The organism is Arthrobacter sp. UNCCL28 (assembly GCF_900102805.1).
GTDB lineage: Bacteria > Actinomycetota > Actinomycetes > Actinomycetales > Micrococcaceae > Arthrobacter > Arthrobacter nicotinovorans_A.
This window is the reverse complement of record NZ_FMWE01000017.1, coordinates 13,939-27,701: the sequence shown is the minus strand read 5'-3', so window position 1 is coordinate 27,701 and position 13,763 is coordinate 13,939. Positions and strand designations below refer to the sequence as shown.

At 63.8% G+C, this 13,763-nt stretch carries 11 protein-coding genes; 7 read left to right on the top strand and 4 right to left on the bottom strand.

The window, feature by feature from the left end:
- On the bottom strand, positions 1–633 hold a 633-nt coding region (locus tag BLQ01_RS22000; RefSeq protein WP_091554440.1), incomplete at its 3' end, for a signal peptidase I.
- A 542-nt stretch (positions 634–1,175) separates the two neighbouring features.
- The gene (locus BLQ01_RS21995) at positions 1,176–1,781 is read right to left on the bottom strand and encodes a TasA family protein (protein ID WP_091554438.1); all 606 of its coding nucleotides are present in this window, start codon (positions 1,779–1,781) and stop codon (positions 1,176–1,178) included.
- A 229-nt stretch (positions 1,782–2,010) separates the two neighbouring features.
- Between BLQ01_RS21995 and BLQ01_RS21990 the strand changes: the two genes are divergently transcribed.
- From BLQ01_RS21990 to BLQ01_RS21980, 3 genes are all read left to right on the top strand, one after another.
- Positions 2,011–2,766, top strand: a complete 756-nt coding sequence (locus tag BLQ01_RS21990) for a ZIP family metal transporter (RefSeq protein ID WP_091554449.1) — start codon at positions 2,011–2,013, stop codon at positions 2,764–2,766.
- Positions 2,767–2,897: 131 nt separating this feature from the next.
- The gene (locus tag BLQ01_RS21985) at positions 2,898–5,288 is read left to right on the top strand and encodes a molybdopterin oxidoreductase family protein (RefSeq protein WP_091554435.1); all 2,391 of its coding nucleotides are present in this window, start codon (positions 2,898–2,900) and stop codon (positions 5,286–5,288) included.
- A complete protein-coding gene (locus BLQ01_RS21980) occupies positions 5,285–5,746 on the top strand; it encodes a hypothetical protein (RefSeq protein ID WP_091554432.1) in 462 nt (153 codons plus the stop codon). Before BLQ01_RS21985 ends, BLQ01_RS21980 begins: the two co-directional genes overlap by 4 nt.
- 51 nt (positions 5,747–5,797) lie before the next feature.
- On the opposite strand, the gene BLQ01_RS21975 is transcribed toward BLQ01_RS21980, so the two are convergent.
- Entirely contained in the window at positions 5,798–7,045 is a 1,248-nt protein-coding gene (locus BLQ01_RS21975) for a hypothetical protein (protein ID WP_254779571.1), read from the bottom strand.
- A 315-nt stretch (positions 7,046–7,360) separates the two neighbouring features.
- Here BLQ01_RS21975 and BLQ01_RS21970 point away from each other — a divergent pair, with 315 nt between their 5' ends.
- From BLQ01_RS21970 to cls, 3 genes are read left to right on the top strand one after another with little or no spacing between them, the layout of a single operon-like run.
- Complete coding sequence (locus tag BLQ01_RS21970; RefSeq protein ID WP_026542690.1) at positions 7,361–7,738, top strand: membrane protein; 378 nt, start codon at positions 7,361–7,363, stop codon at positions 7,736–7,738.
- Positions 7,739–7,781: 43 nt separating this feature from the next.
- Positions 7,782–8,846 (top strand): AI-2E family transporter, encoded by a 1,065-nt coding sequence (locus BLQ01_RS21965; protein ID WP_026542691.1) that lies wholly within the window; start codon positions 7,782–7,784, stop codon positions 8,844–8,846.
- Positions 8,847–8,852: 6 nt separating this feature from the next.
- On the top strand, positions 8,853–10,319 hold the full coding sequence (cls, locus tag BLQ01_RS21960) for a cardiolipin synthase (protein ID WP_091554430.1): 1,467 nt from the start codon (positions 8,853–8,855) through the stop codon (positions 10,317–10,319).
- Positions 10,320–10,384: 65 nt separating this feature from the next.
- Here cls and BLQ01_RS21955 read toward each other — a convergent pair whose 3' ends face one another.
- Positions 10,385–10,981: a DedA family protein gene (locus BLQ01_RS21955; protein ID WP_223944129.1), complete on the bottom strand. Its 597-nt coding sequence runs from the start codon at positions 10,979–10,981 to the stop codon at positions 10,385–10,387.
- A gap of 128 nt (positions 10,982–11,109) precedes the next feature.
- On the opposite strand from BLQ01_RS21955, the gene BLQ01_RS21950 reads away from it, so the two are divergent.
- Positions 11,110–13,746 (top strand): winged helix-turn-helix domain-containing protein, encoded by a 2,637-nt coding sequence (locus tag BLQ01_RS21950; protein ID WP_091554427.1) that lies wholly within the window; start codon positions 11,110–11,112, stop codon positions 13,744–13,746.
- Positions 13,747–13,763: the final 17 nt, after the last annotated feature.

Here is a 13,763-nt window from a genome sequence, read left to right as displayed (position 1 = left end):
GGCGTTGCCGACGCCGGGGATGGTGGCGACGTGTTTGTCCACGGTGGTTCCTTGGAGGGTGGCGATCCAGGGGTCGATGCCGTTGTTGGCGTCGCCTTTGGTTTGGACTGCTGTGCCGCCGTCGGCGGTGGGGGTGATTTCGGTGATGCGGTGGGTTTCCACGCGTTGGTCTTCGACCGGGATGTGGTAGGTGATGACGTCGCCTGTTTTGATGTCCGTGATGGGGGTTGGGACGGTGACGACGATGTCGCCGGGGTTGATCATGGGTGCCATGGAGCCGGTGAGCATGGTGGAGGTTTGGTAGCCCAGGACGCGGGGGCCGATGGCGAGGAACAGGAACACGAGGGCGGCGAGGACCAGCATGCCGGCGCCGATTCCCCGGGCTGTTTTACCGGCGACGCGACGGAACGTACCGGCAGTGCGGGTGTTCGGTGCGGCCGCTGCGGCCTGCTGCACAGCGGCCGGCGTTAGTGTCGGTGCGTCTGCTGCGGCCTGCTTCACAGGGGCAGCCTCAGGGGCGCAAGGGACGACGGCGACGGCGGCGGGCTGGTTCTCGACCCCGGCCAGGGTGCTCTTTACGGCGGAACGCCGGCCATGGAGGGCTGGTCCGTTGATGCTGGTGAGGGTGCTCATGTCCTGGCGTTCCTTTCGGGGATGGTGCGACTTCTCTCGAGGAGTCTGTAGATGAGTCTGTCTGGCCCCGCTCAGGCTTTCCTGCGGAAAATACTCAAGTCTGGCTCAGGAATACAAGGGACCAACGAAAAATACCGGCGGACCTGATCGGGCAGGGGGGCGCCCGACCAGGCCCGGCGGGGCTTGGTGGTGTTTCTCTTGCGGGGGGTCACCGAGGCTTTAGGGCGCCGGGGGTGCGGACGCCCGCGGCTCCGACGCTGCAGGCTCGGACACTTGAGGCCTCAGACGCTGCGGGCTCTGACGCTGGCGGCGCTGGGGCTCTGACGCTGGGAGCGCGGACACTTGGGGCCTCCGACGACGTAGGCTCCGACGCTGCGGGCTCGGACACTTGGGGCCTCAGACTCCGCCGGCTTAGGCACCGCAGGCCATGCCCGAACTCTGGAAAAGTCCACCCCCGCGGCCGGGGCTGATCGGGCTGGGGTAGTGAATCCGATCAGACCCGGCGGGGGTTGCTGGGTGTTCTTGGTGTTACTGCTTGGGTGTTATTTGGTGGTTTCGGTGCGTTGGGTGCCGGTGAAGGAGAAGGCGAGGGTGGAGGTGGCGCCTTGGAAGGTGTTGTCTGCGGTGGCGGGCAGGGTGGTGGTGACTTTGAGGTTGTCGGTTTTGGTGGAGGTCAGGGAGGTCAGGTTGTTCAGGACCTTGTTCGCTGTGATGACCGGGCCGTTGGCCAGGGCGGTGGTTTTGGTTCCGGTGCAGGTGTAGGGCGCTGCGGTACCGGTCCAGGCTACGGAGCAGTTCTCGATGGTCAGTTGCAGTCCGTTGGTGGGGTCGGTGGTCAGCAGGGAGGCGGTGGCGCCGGCGGAGGTGGTGAGGGTGACGTTGTTCAGGTCGGAGTTGCCGGTGTTGGCCAGGGTGACGAGTTTTTCGGCTTTGTCGCCGGGGAGCATGCCGGTGACCGGGACGTTGAGGGTGTTCGCGGCTCCGGTGCCCAGGGCGATGGTGACGGTGCCGGCGGTGACGGCCTGGGAGGCGGAGGTCGAGGAGGTGAATGCGCCGTAGGTGCCCATTCCGGCGACGGCGGCTGCGGTGCCGACCAGTGCGACGGAAGCGAGGATCTTGCCGGAGGTGGTCTTGAGGCTGATGGCCATGGGAATCAGTGTCCTTTCGGTGGGCCACCGTGAGACCGGCCGGCCTGTTCTTTGGTGTCTGCCTGACTGGCTGACAAGAACTACTGTGCCGGGGCAGGATCAAGAACAAATCCTGCAAACCCGCAACACTTCCTCAGGAAAAACTCAAGACTCCCCAAACGCCACGAACCCCGTGTGAAACACTGCTTGATGCATGTGAATGGCCGTAGAAGCCGTGGAAAGGGACAAAATGCCGATGTGGCTGCAGGCTTTGTTGTGGGGAACGCTGGCGGGTGGCGCCTTGGTCCTTGGGGCCGGCATCGCCTGGCTGTGGAAAGTACCGCCCAAGATTGTCTCCACGGTGATGGCATTCGGTGCGGGTGTGCTGATCTCCGCCCTGGCCTTCGAGCTGGTGGACGAAGCTGTCCAAGGCGGCGGGCTGATCCCCACTGTCCTTGGGTTCCTCCTGGGTGCCTTGATCTTTGTGGGCTCGAACGTTCTGTTGGCACGCGCCGGAGCTAAGCACAGGAAGCGATCCGGCGGCACGCAGCCATCCGAGAAGGACAGCCCCGGCAGTGGAACTGCCATCGCCATTGGGGCGCTGGTTGACGGCATCCCCGAATCTGTGGTTCTCGGTGTCGGACTCCTCGCCGGGGGCGCGGTCAGCCCGGCCATGCTCGCCGCTGTCTTCATTTCAAACGTTCCCGAGGGCCTGTCCAGTACTGCCGGCATGAAGAGGGCCGGGCGGAAACCGGCGTATGTTTTTGGCACCTGGATTGCCATCGCAGTTTTCAGTGGGCTGGCCGCCTTGATCGGCTACACGGCACTGGAGAACGCCCCGGAGAGCGTCATTGCCTTCATTACCGCCATTGCTGCCGGTGGGATCCTGGCCATGCTTGCGGACACCATGATTCCCGAGGCGTTTGAAGAACACCACAACCTCACAGGGTTGACGGCCGCCGTCGGGTTCCTGAGCGCCTTCACGATCCATCACGTTGGCGGCTGACCGGGGCCACAATCCCACCATCCCACCGGATTAAGCGCCGTAGCCAGCGGATAAAGCACCGTAGCCACTGGACGAATGCTAAGCATGCTGATAATTCTGGAGTAGGCAGTACAGCAAGCAGAGGTGGAACCATGGTGGATCGCATCGCCGATATCTGGGGGACCCGAACCCCGTTCCCGGGTGGAAGCGAGTGGCCGGAACGCGCGGACATCGCCCTCGCCGGCGACCTGACAGAAGCCGACGTCGATCATTGGGTCCAGTCCGCCTGCGTGCTCTGCAGCAACGGTTGCGGGTGCGACATTGCGGTCAAGGACGGCGTGATGGTGGGAATCCGTGGCCGGACGCAGGACAGGGTCAACAAGGGGCGCCTCGGCCCCAAGGGGCTGTTCGCCAGCTGGCAGGGCGTAGCCAACAAAGACCGCCTGACCCAACCCCTCATCCGCGAAAATGGGCGCCTGGTGGAAACAGACTGGGACACGGCGATGACCCGGATCACGAACCAGAGCGCCAAGCTCCTGAAAGACAAAGGACCCCTTAGCCACGGTTTCTACACCAGCGGCCAACTGTTCCTCGAGGAGTACTACGCCTTGGCCGTGATCGGTAAGGCCGGCATCGGAACGCCCCACATGGACGGCAACACCCGCCTCTGCACTGCAACCGCGGCGACAGCACTCAAGGAGACCTTCGGGGCTGACGGCCAGCCGGGGGCGTACGAAGACATCGACAGCTGCGATGCGGTTTTCCTGTACGGCCACAACATGCCTGAGACCCAAACCGTCCTGTGGTCAAGGATCCTGGACCGGCTCGAGGGTCCCACCCCGCCGAAATTGGTATGCGTGGACCCCCGGAACACCGAGGTGGCCCGTCACGCGGATGTGCACCTGGCCGTCCGCCCGGGGACCAACCTGGCCCTGATGCACGCCCTGGTCCGCGAAGTCCTGCATAACGGATGGCACGATTCCGCGTACATCAACCAGCACACCCTGGGGTTCCCGGAACTGGCGAAGACCGTGGAGGAATGGACTCCGGAGGCCGCGGCCGAGGTGTGTGGAGTCAATACAGACGACATCCGGGCAGCGGCGCGCATCTTCGGAACCTCCAACAACGTGCTGTCCACCGTCCTTCAGGGTTTCTACCAGTCCTCCCAGGCCACGGCCTCGTCCTGCCAGGTCAACAACCTGCACCTGCTGCGCGGCATGCTCGGCCGGCCGGGTGCGGGCCTGCTTCAGATGAACGGGCAGCCAACCGCCCAGAACAACAGGGAATGCGGGGCCGACGGCGACCTGCCGGGCTTCCGTAACTGGGGAAACCAGAAGCACATCGAGGAACTGGCAGGCCTTTGGAACGTGGACCCTGCGATCATTCCGCACTGGGCACCACCCACGCATGCGATGCAAATCTTCCGCTATGCCGAGCAAGGCTCCATCAACTTCCTCTGGGTTTCGGCAACCAATCCCGCAGTATCGCTGCCGGAGCTTCACCGGATCAGGCAGATCCTGGCCAAGCCGGAATTGTTCCTGGTGGTTCAGGACCTTTACCTGACAGAGACGGCCGAGCTGGCCGACGTCGTCCTTCCTGCCGCGGCATGGGGCGAAAAAACCGGGACCTTCACCAATGCCTCCCGGGTGGTCCACCTCTCCGAGAAGGCCGTGGAACCTCCCGGAAACGCGCGCAGCGATTTGGATATCTTCCTGGACTATTCCCGGCGCATGGGCTTCACCACGCTGGGCGGCGATCCGCTGCTGACGTGGCAGGGGCCGGAGGAAGCCTTTGAGGCTTGGAAGGAATGCTCACGTGGACGGCCGTGCGACTACACCGGCCTGAGCTATGGCAAGCTCCGCGGCGGAAGCGGCATCCCCTGGCCATGCAACGACCAGCATCCTGAAGGGACCACCCGCCTTTACGGCGACGCCCGTTTCCCCAGCGACCCGGACTACTGCGAAAACTATGGCCATGACCTCCTGACGGGAGCCGAGGTCGGGGAAGAAAAGTATCGCGCCGACGCACCCTCCGGCCGGGCCTGGTTGAAGACCACTGAATATCATCCACCACATGAAGAACCCGACCATGACTACCCCCTCCGTTTCACCACAGGGCGAACCGCCTACCATTTCCACACCCGCACCAAGACGGCGCGTTCACGGCAGCTGAACGCTGCCGCCCCGCGGATGTGGGTGGAGTTGTCGGTCGGGGACGCCACAGCGCTTGGCATCTCGGAAGGCGATATTGTCCGGGTAACGTCACGACGAGGCATGATCGAGGCGCCGGTCCGCGTCAGCGGCGTCCGCCAAGGAACGATCTTCACCCCCTTCCACTACGGTTACTGGGATTCCTCGCAGGATGGCGCCGGCCAACCGCACGCAACAGCCGCGAACGAGCTCACCATCACCGAGTGGGACCCCGTATCCAAACAACCGATCTTCAAGAATGCGGCAGTGAACGTGGAGAAAATTCGAAGCGGAAACGGCCCGGCCCCTGCACCGAACACCACAGCTTCACGTCCCGCAGGAGGGCCGCTGTGAACCTTCACCTCTACCTAGGGCTCCTTCACAAGGGCGAACGTACCCTCGCAGAATCCTTCCGGCAGGTTTCCTCCGGCCACGGTGCGGAACCTGATATCCATTTCCTGTGTCAGAGCCTCGCCAAACAGTGCGACCACCACCAGGAGCTCCTGCTGCCCGTGGTTGAGCGCTACGGCGAAGGAACCTCGGATGACGAACCCGAGCGGCTCCACGCAGAAGGCTTGTCCGGGACGCGGAGTGGGCCTGTTGGCATGCTCCGGGATCTGCAGGACCTGTATCTGTTAGCCAGCCTGGTGGACGTCACGTGGACCATGATCCACCAGGCGGGTTCGGCCCTTCGCGACCAGGAACTGCTCACCATCGTTGAGGAATGCCACCAGGACACGCAGGTTCAGCTCCGCTGGCTGCAAACCAGGATGAAGCAGGCAGCCCCCCAGGCGTTGCTCGCCGCCGACTGAGACCCGCGTCGCCGACTGGGACCCTCGCCGCCGACTAAGACCTCCCAGGCCCTAGTGGGGCAGCAGCCCAAGCAATGGCAAGGCAACCGCCGTCGACACTGCCATGGCGGCGGTGTTCCCGATCACCGGGTGAAAACCGGCAGGCAGCCTGGCTGAAACCACCCGGGCGATCGGCGGCGCAAGGACGGCTCCCAGCACGGCCCCACCGACCACCGAGGACCACGAGCCCCCGTAGGCCAGCACGGCGGCAGGGGCAACGGACACTACAGATGCGTACGTTGCCGCCCACCCGCCGTCGCGGTACCAGCGCAGCCAGAGAACGACGCCGATTCCCGAGGTCAGCGCCTGGGCGAACAGTATGTGGGGCAACAGCTGCGAACCGTAGGACGGCAATCCCGGGTTAAGGACGAACGCCACAGCCGCGGCCAGGATCACGCCGGCTCCGGCGATTTCGTTGGCAAAGAAGTGCGTTTCGGTGAAGTCCTTGAGCACCCGTCGCGCACCCCATCCGGCGTCGTCGCGGAAAGTGCGGTGAACGCTCGACGGCGGCCGGTGCTGTTGGGCTGGCAGGTCCGGCTCCCGCAGGCCAAGCCACGGCAACCGCCTTGCCACCATGAACGAGGCAACGGAGCCTATGGACATCGCGAGGACGTTTGCCACCACCACGGGCAAGCCGAGGGGCCCGGACACCACGGGAATGAGCAGCAAAGCCAAGGGCGTTGTGGTGGCCGCTCCCAGGACGGCGCCGGTGGCGCACGTCTTCCAACCGCCTCCATACAGAATGACCATTGCGGGAGCGACGCAAACAAATGGCACGAACGTGGGCTGCCACCCGTCGTCGAGCATCCATCCGAACGCCAGGTTGGACAAGAGCAAACTCAGCGACGCCGACGCGAGCACCCACGGCCAGAGGCCCGTCCCATAGCCGATCGAACCCGCCCAGGTCCTCCCCCGCTTTGCGGTCAACCATGCCACGGCCGCCCCGGCCAGGAGACCGAGGGCGGCGAGATCCGACGCGAAGAACAAGGGCTCGGTCATGTCACTCAGGAACCAACGCAACGCCGGGAGCGGTGAGTCTGCTGCAGCCTCCGGCCAACCTGCGTACACGGGACCAAGCCGGGGCGAGTCCTGCGCGAACGTGTGCAGGATCAACGCAAACAGCCCAACAATTGCCGCCATGGAAAACGCCCCTACGGCCACCGCCGTCGAAGAACGGTCCGGCGCCGGCACCTGCCCTCGGGTATCGGCGGTTTCCGGGGTGCGGTCAGCAGTTGGGCTGGTGGAGGAAGAGTGCGTCATTGGGACCCTGGAACGTGCGGTGGTGTGTGGCTTTGAGCAGCGTAACCGACCTCCTGATGCGCACCGCAACGGGAAGGTTGTGGGGAATTTGTGACCGCACCGGGCAACGGCCCAGCCACCGGTCATCCGGCCAACCGGCCCCCGCTCACCCTTAGTGGGTGATCTTTCCATCCAATCGTTGCCGATCCCAGGAATGGCCGGCCCCGGAGGGTGCGGGCGAATCGAGAATGGTGCTGTGGTCCCGCCGGGGAACGGGTCCCTTGCCGGATGACGACGGCCCTGCCCCAGGGCCGAACGAACGATGGGAAAGACACCATGAACTTCTTGGAATCGTTGTGGAGCATCATTGTCGCTTTTTTCTTCATTGCCTATTTGATCCTCCTCTTTCAGATCATTTCCGATCTTCTCCGCGACAAAGCATTGGGTGGCGGCGTGAAAGCCCTCTGGATTCTGTGCTTGTTCGTGGCACCGTTCATTTCTGCCCTGATCTACGTCATCATGCGGGGCAAGGGAATGGCCCTTCGCAGCGAAATGCGCGTCCGTGAATCAGTGGAAGAAGCCGAGAATTACATCCGGGAAGTAGCCGGCGCCCCTACGCCCACCCAGCAGATCGAATCAGCAAAAGCGCTGCTCACCGCAGGCGACATTACCGAAGCGGAGTACGCCCGCCTGAAGCAGCTCGCATTGGCCTGATCCGGTGACGGCCCGCCATCCACAGACAGCCGAAAGGGTCCGCATGACGCGATTGAAGGCATTCCCACTGCTGGAGGGCGGTCCGTTCCGCTTCGGACTCGTAGCGGCGCTGGGGGTCCTGGTTGCCTTGGCGTTGGGTTCTGCGGTCATCACGTTGCGGTACTCGCTGACGTTGATCTTCGCGGCCTTGTTCATCTCCTTGGGACTGTATCCCCTGGTCCGCTGGCTGGAACGCTGGAAACTGTCCCGCGGCGGGGCCGTGCTCGCGGTGGCCGTCGGCTTCCTGGTGGTGGTGGCGCTTCTGATCCGTTTCGTGGTCCCTATCCTGGTGGAGGAGGGTGCCGCGCTGGTCCGTTTGCTGCCGTCCAGTTTCGACGCCGTGGGGGAACAGGAGTGGTTCCGGGACGTCAACGGATCACTGGGCGGAGCGTTGACCCCGCTGCTGGAATGGCTGGAAACCTCGGCAGCGGATCCGAACGTCTGGCTGGCCATCGGCGGTGGCGCCGTGCAGGTTGGCTACAACGTGGTGAACGGAACTTTCGCCGTGGTTTTCGTGGTTGTCCTGACCCTCTATTTCGTAGCAGGACACGAGGTCATGAAATCCAGCCTCTACGCCTTGGTTCCTGCATCGCGCAGGGAATCATTTGCAGATATTGCCGAAACAATTATTGCCTCGGTAGGCAAATACCTGAGCGGCATGTCAATCCTGGCCCTGTTCAATGCGGTCTTCACCTTTATCCTCCTTTCAGTGGCCGGGGTCAGGTATGCGGCAGTACTGGCCGTCCTGGCATTCCCCATTACCCTCATCCCGCTGGTAGGCAGCGCGATCAGCACCGCCATCATGACCGTGGTTTCCCTCTTTACTTCCCCTTCAACGGCGCTGGTTGTTTTCCTCGTCATGTTGGCTTATATGCAGATTGAGGCATACATCCTGACCCCGCGCGTCGTGGGCAAAGCGATCAGCATCCCGGGCTCGTTGGTCCTGATTGGCGCGATGATAGGCGGGACGCTGCTGGGACTGTTGGGAGCGCTGATCGCCTGCCCCACCACAGCATCCATCCTGCTGATCATCAAAAAAGTGGTCATCCCGCAGCAGAATGCCAAGTAGCCCAACGTGCAAGGACTACTGAACGACGCCGATGCCGTCGCCTTAATCCTGTTGGCGCTGCACATCGTGCTCGGAGCTGTTGCCGCCGTGATGGTTTCAGCCAACCGGAAACCATCGTCCGCCATTGCCTGGGTGCTGGCGATCATCTTCATTCCCTATCTGGGAACCGTGGCTTTCCTGCTGGTTGGCCGCGGCAAACTCCCCAAAGCCCGGCGTGAGAAGCAACGCTTGGTCAACGAGCTGATGCTTGGACGCACGCCCGGCCTCTCAGCAGTCAGCCACAGTGATGACTGGCCCGCCTGGCTGCGTTCCGCCGTCGAACTTAACCTCAGGCTCGGCGCGCTGCCCATGGTGGGCGGCAACCGAGCCGAGCTGTTGGAGGACTACAGCGGGTGCTTTGACCGCATGATCGCAGACATGGACTCCGCTGAAGAGTACGTGCACGTCGAGTTCTACATTCTGGCGCTGGACCCCACCACATCGCCGTTTTTCGATGCCATGGCCCGGGCCCGCCAACGCGGCGTGGTTGTCAGGGTGCTTTTTGACCATCTTGCAGCGGTTGGCGGCCCCAAGTACCGGGACATGCTCCAGGCTTTTGAGGACATGGGCGCCGAATGGCACGCCATGCTGCCCCTGCGGCCCTTCAAAGGCCAGTGGCAGCGACCGGACCTGCGCAACCACCGGAAACTGGTGGTGGTGGACGGAAAGGTTGGTTATACCGGCTCGCAAAACCTGATCGACGCCTCCTACAACAAGAAACGGAACATCCGGCGCGGCCTCCAGTGGCATGAGCTTATGGTCCGGCTGGAAGGGCCGGCGGTGCGTGAGCTCAACGCCGTGTTCGTCACAGACTGGTACAGCGAATCGGAGACGCTGCTGCCGTTGGATACTTCACCGGTGATCCTGGGCTCGGAACCGGAGCTCATCGACGCCCAGGTCCTGCCCAGCGGCCCCAGTTTCGACAACGACAACAACCTCAAGCTCTACACCACGCTCATCTACAAGGCCGAGCACCGAGTGAGCATCACGAGCCCCTATTTTGTTCCGGATGAAGCCATCCAGCTGGCCATTGTCACCGCTGCCTCGCGGGGCCTGAGCGTGGAGCTCTTTGTCTCTGAGGTGGGCGACCAGGCCATGGTCTACCACGCCCAGCGCTCCTACTATGAGGTCCTGCTGAGAGCCGGAGTCCGCATCTACCTGTACCGGGCCCCGCAGGTCCTGCACGCAAAGCACTTCACCATTGACCACGACGTCGCCGTCATTGGATCCAGCAACATGGATGTCCGCTCGTTCAGCCTCAACATGGAAGTCTCGGTGCTGGTCCACGGCCGGTCCATCGTGGACCGGATGAGGGCTGTGGAGGACAGCTACCGGGCGGCGAGCACGGAGTTGTTGCTGGAGGACTGGTTGCGGCGGCCGCTGGGCCAGGTGGCCTTGGACAACCTGGCACGGCTGACGTCGTCGCTGCAGTAAGTGGTGTCGCCGCGCAGTAAGTTGCAGTAAAGGGCTGCCCCGCGCATCAACATGGCAGGATCCAGTCAGTCGTCCAGTTGCAAATACCAGGTCACGGCTGCACTGATGGCCCGGCCCAGCAGCAGCGAAAATGCGATGGCAATGACCACGGCGAACTCCGTGGAAAGCCCGGGCAGAAGCCCGGACAGGGCACCAATCCCCACCGAGTAGGCGGACCACAGGATGCCCGCAGCTACTGAGTAGAGGACAAACCTGCCACGCGGGACCGGGGTGATGGCGCTGGCGACGTTCATGGTCAGCCGTCCGAGCGGAACAAACCGGGAGGTCAGGACCCAGGAGGCGGAGTGCTTGGATAAACGTTCCCGGGAGGCATGCAGGGCCTTCTGCGTCCGCGGACCCTGGAGGATCTTCCAGTTGGCCATGTCCCGGCGCCTGACCAACTCGTACGCACCGAGGTCTCCGGCAACCGCTCCGGCCAGCATGGCGGCCACCAGGAGGTAGCCGTTGGGAAGGTTGTCGGTAGCGGACAGCGCCCCCAAAGCCACAAATAGGGACGTGGTGGGGATGGGCGGGAAGATCGCCGACAACGCCACGAACATAGCCCCAAGCGGGTACACCCAGCCTGAATCCGCGGCACTCATGATGTCCTTGAAAGCCTGCACGGTGAAACCCCCTTCCGGGCTTCGCCCAAGCGTCCCACGGCGGACACCATAATCCTTACGCCCGGACGCCGCCGCGCGGATCGCCTGTACTGGGTGAATCCTCGAACTCCCGCCCCTACACTGAAGGAGTGGATGACCTGCGTGGTACCCGCCCGGACTTCGTAAGCCCGCAACTGATCGCGGTTTCCAAACCGCCGTTGGATCTGCTGGCCCGGCCCCGGCTTGTGGCAAGACTCGATGCCGCACCCGACACGATCCTTCTCTGCGCCCCGGCCGGCTTCGGCAAATCCGTACTGATCGGGCAATGGCTTGCCGGCAGCATGCACACCGTCGCATGGGTAAGCCCGGACCAACAGGACACCCCGGCCCTCTGGCCCTCCATACTTCACGCGCTCCGGCGGTGCCCCGCGATACCTCCCAGCGCGCTTAGTGGATTCTCGGGATTCGAGACAAACGCCCATGAAGTCCTTAGCCTGTTGGCGGAAGGGTTGGCCGCCGCCGATCACACCGTCCGACTGGTGATCGACGGCGTGGAGGGCTTCCCTGCCGCTGACCGCGATCATTGGATTCCGGCGCTGCTGGGCCAGGCGCACCTGCCAGTGCAGCTTGTCCTGGCAGCGCGCGAGGGCGCCTCGGTTGACCCGGGACGCCCACGGCTCAGTGGGCGGATCATGGAACTGCATTCACAGGATCTTGCTTTCTCCCTGGACGAAATCAACTCCCTTGCGGCAAAGACCATCACCTTGCTGGGAACGCATCAACTGGGCGAGCTGTTCCGTCAAACGGCGGGCTGGCCGGCCTCAGTGGTGCTTGCCCTGCGTTCACTGCGCAAAACTGCGGACCTCGAAGCGCCTGTGGGTGATATTGCAGCCAACAACCGGCAGCTCGCAGAGTATCTGGACCACGAGATTGTCCAAACGCTGACCCCGGACGAGCGGCACGTGCTGTCCAGCACCAGCATGTGCCGCGTCCTGGTGGCTGCCCAGGCCAATGCCCTTGCGGGCCACCGGAATGCCGGGAGCATCCTTTCGGCACTGGCTGATAACCGCGATCTGGTGGAATCGGCGGGGAGCGGACGCAAGGTCTTCCTGGTCCGGCCACTGATCAGGCAGTACTTCAGGGCCGAACTGACCCGCAAGGACCCGGATGAAGTGCTCCGCCTGAACACGATAGCTGCGCAGTGGCACGAGCAAGCCGGCGAACCCGAGGCCGCGCTCCGGCACGCCATGGACTCGGCTGACCCACGCTTGATCGGGTCACTCCTTGAACGGCACGGAGCAGCCCTCCTGGGATCAGGCGGAGTCACGCGCGTTCGGAGGGCCATCGCGGCATTGCCGGATTCCGTCCTGGCGGCCAGTCCCAAGCTCTGCCTGGTGGCGGCACTGGCGCACGTCGAAAGCCGCCAGCCCACTACCGCTGCCCGATATCTGGCGGCAGCATACCGTTCGTGGACGGACAACCCTCCCTCCGAACTCTCAGAGCTCCGCGCCTTGGCAGAAGCACGGCTTTCCTGGTTCAGCGGTGACTGGGCCAGCCAGGATCCCAAGGCCGCAACCGGGTACGCCGCCCTCCCCATGTCCCGGCAGAGCGATATCCGGATCGAAGCAAGGATGGTCTCGGTCACCGCGGCCGTGGTTGAGCAGGACTATGCGGCAGCGGAGAACGAGGCCCAGGAGGCTCTGCTCGAGGCCACCGAAGCCGGCAACTGCTACCTTGCCGGCAAGGTATACCTCAAGCTTGCTGGCATCTGCGCCATGCAAGGCCACCTCCGCCGGGCCCGCGAGTACCTCAGGCAGGCGGAGGAGAAGCTGCCGGCCTACGCGTGGACGGCCGGGGCAGGCCGGTCGGTGGGTGCATTGATGCATGCCGCTGCGGCTCTCCTGGACGCCGAACCTGTTGCGGCGCTGAAATATGCTTCCTCGGCCAGCGCCGAACTGGGACAACTGGGGTCATCTTCCAAGGGAGTGGGGGCGGCAATGCGTGCCACCATGGAGTTGGTCACTGCCTGTGCCCACCTTGATTCAGGGGACAGGCGGCACGCCCTGGACGGTATGCGCCAAGCCCGGCTGAGGATCGGCCAGGGCCATCTCTTCGCGCAGCCCATGGCAGCCTTCATCGCGGTGATTGAACATACGGCAGCCCTGTCCCTGGGGCACGCAGAGCGTGCCCGCGAAGTCCTGGAGTGGGCCGAGGAACTCATTCCCGGGACCGGTGAACTGTGCCTGCTGCGAGCGCAAGGACCCGCCGGGATCAGTCGCTTCGAGGCCGCAGCCGAGCGGCTCCGGCCACTGCACATGGGCGTAGCGGAACCACTGCTGGAATGGACGTGGCTTCACGTCAATATCCTGGAATGCTCCATGGCCATCCGCACTGGGCGGCGGGCCTTGGCCGGCAAGCTCCTGGAAGATGCCCTTGCCAAGGCGGACGCTGTAGGAGTGGTCAGGCCCTTGGCGATCGCTCCCCAGGAGGTCATGGACCTGCTGGTGGAACGGGCAGGAACGCATGGTCCACAGGAAGAACTTGCCAAGCGCTTGATGGCGTTGCGGTCGCCTGCCGATGCCAGGCTCGCCCCGCTGCTGACTCCCCGGGAGCGGGAGGTTTTGGCCCTCCTCCCCTCGCATTTGTCGCAGGACCAAATGGCGTCGGAACTCCATTTATCCGTGAACACCGTGAAGACCCACCTTCGGATCATCTATTCCAAACTCGGAGCCGGGACACGGCACGATGCTGTTGCCGCTGCCTACAGGTTCGGCCACCTTCCGTAGGCGGTGACCTCGCAGGA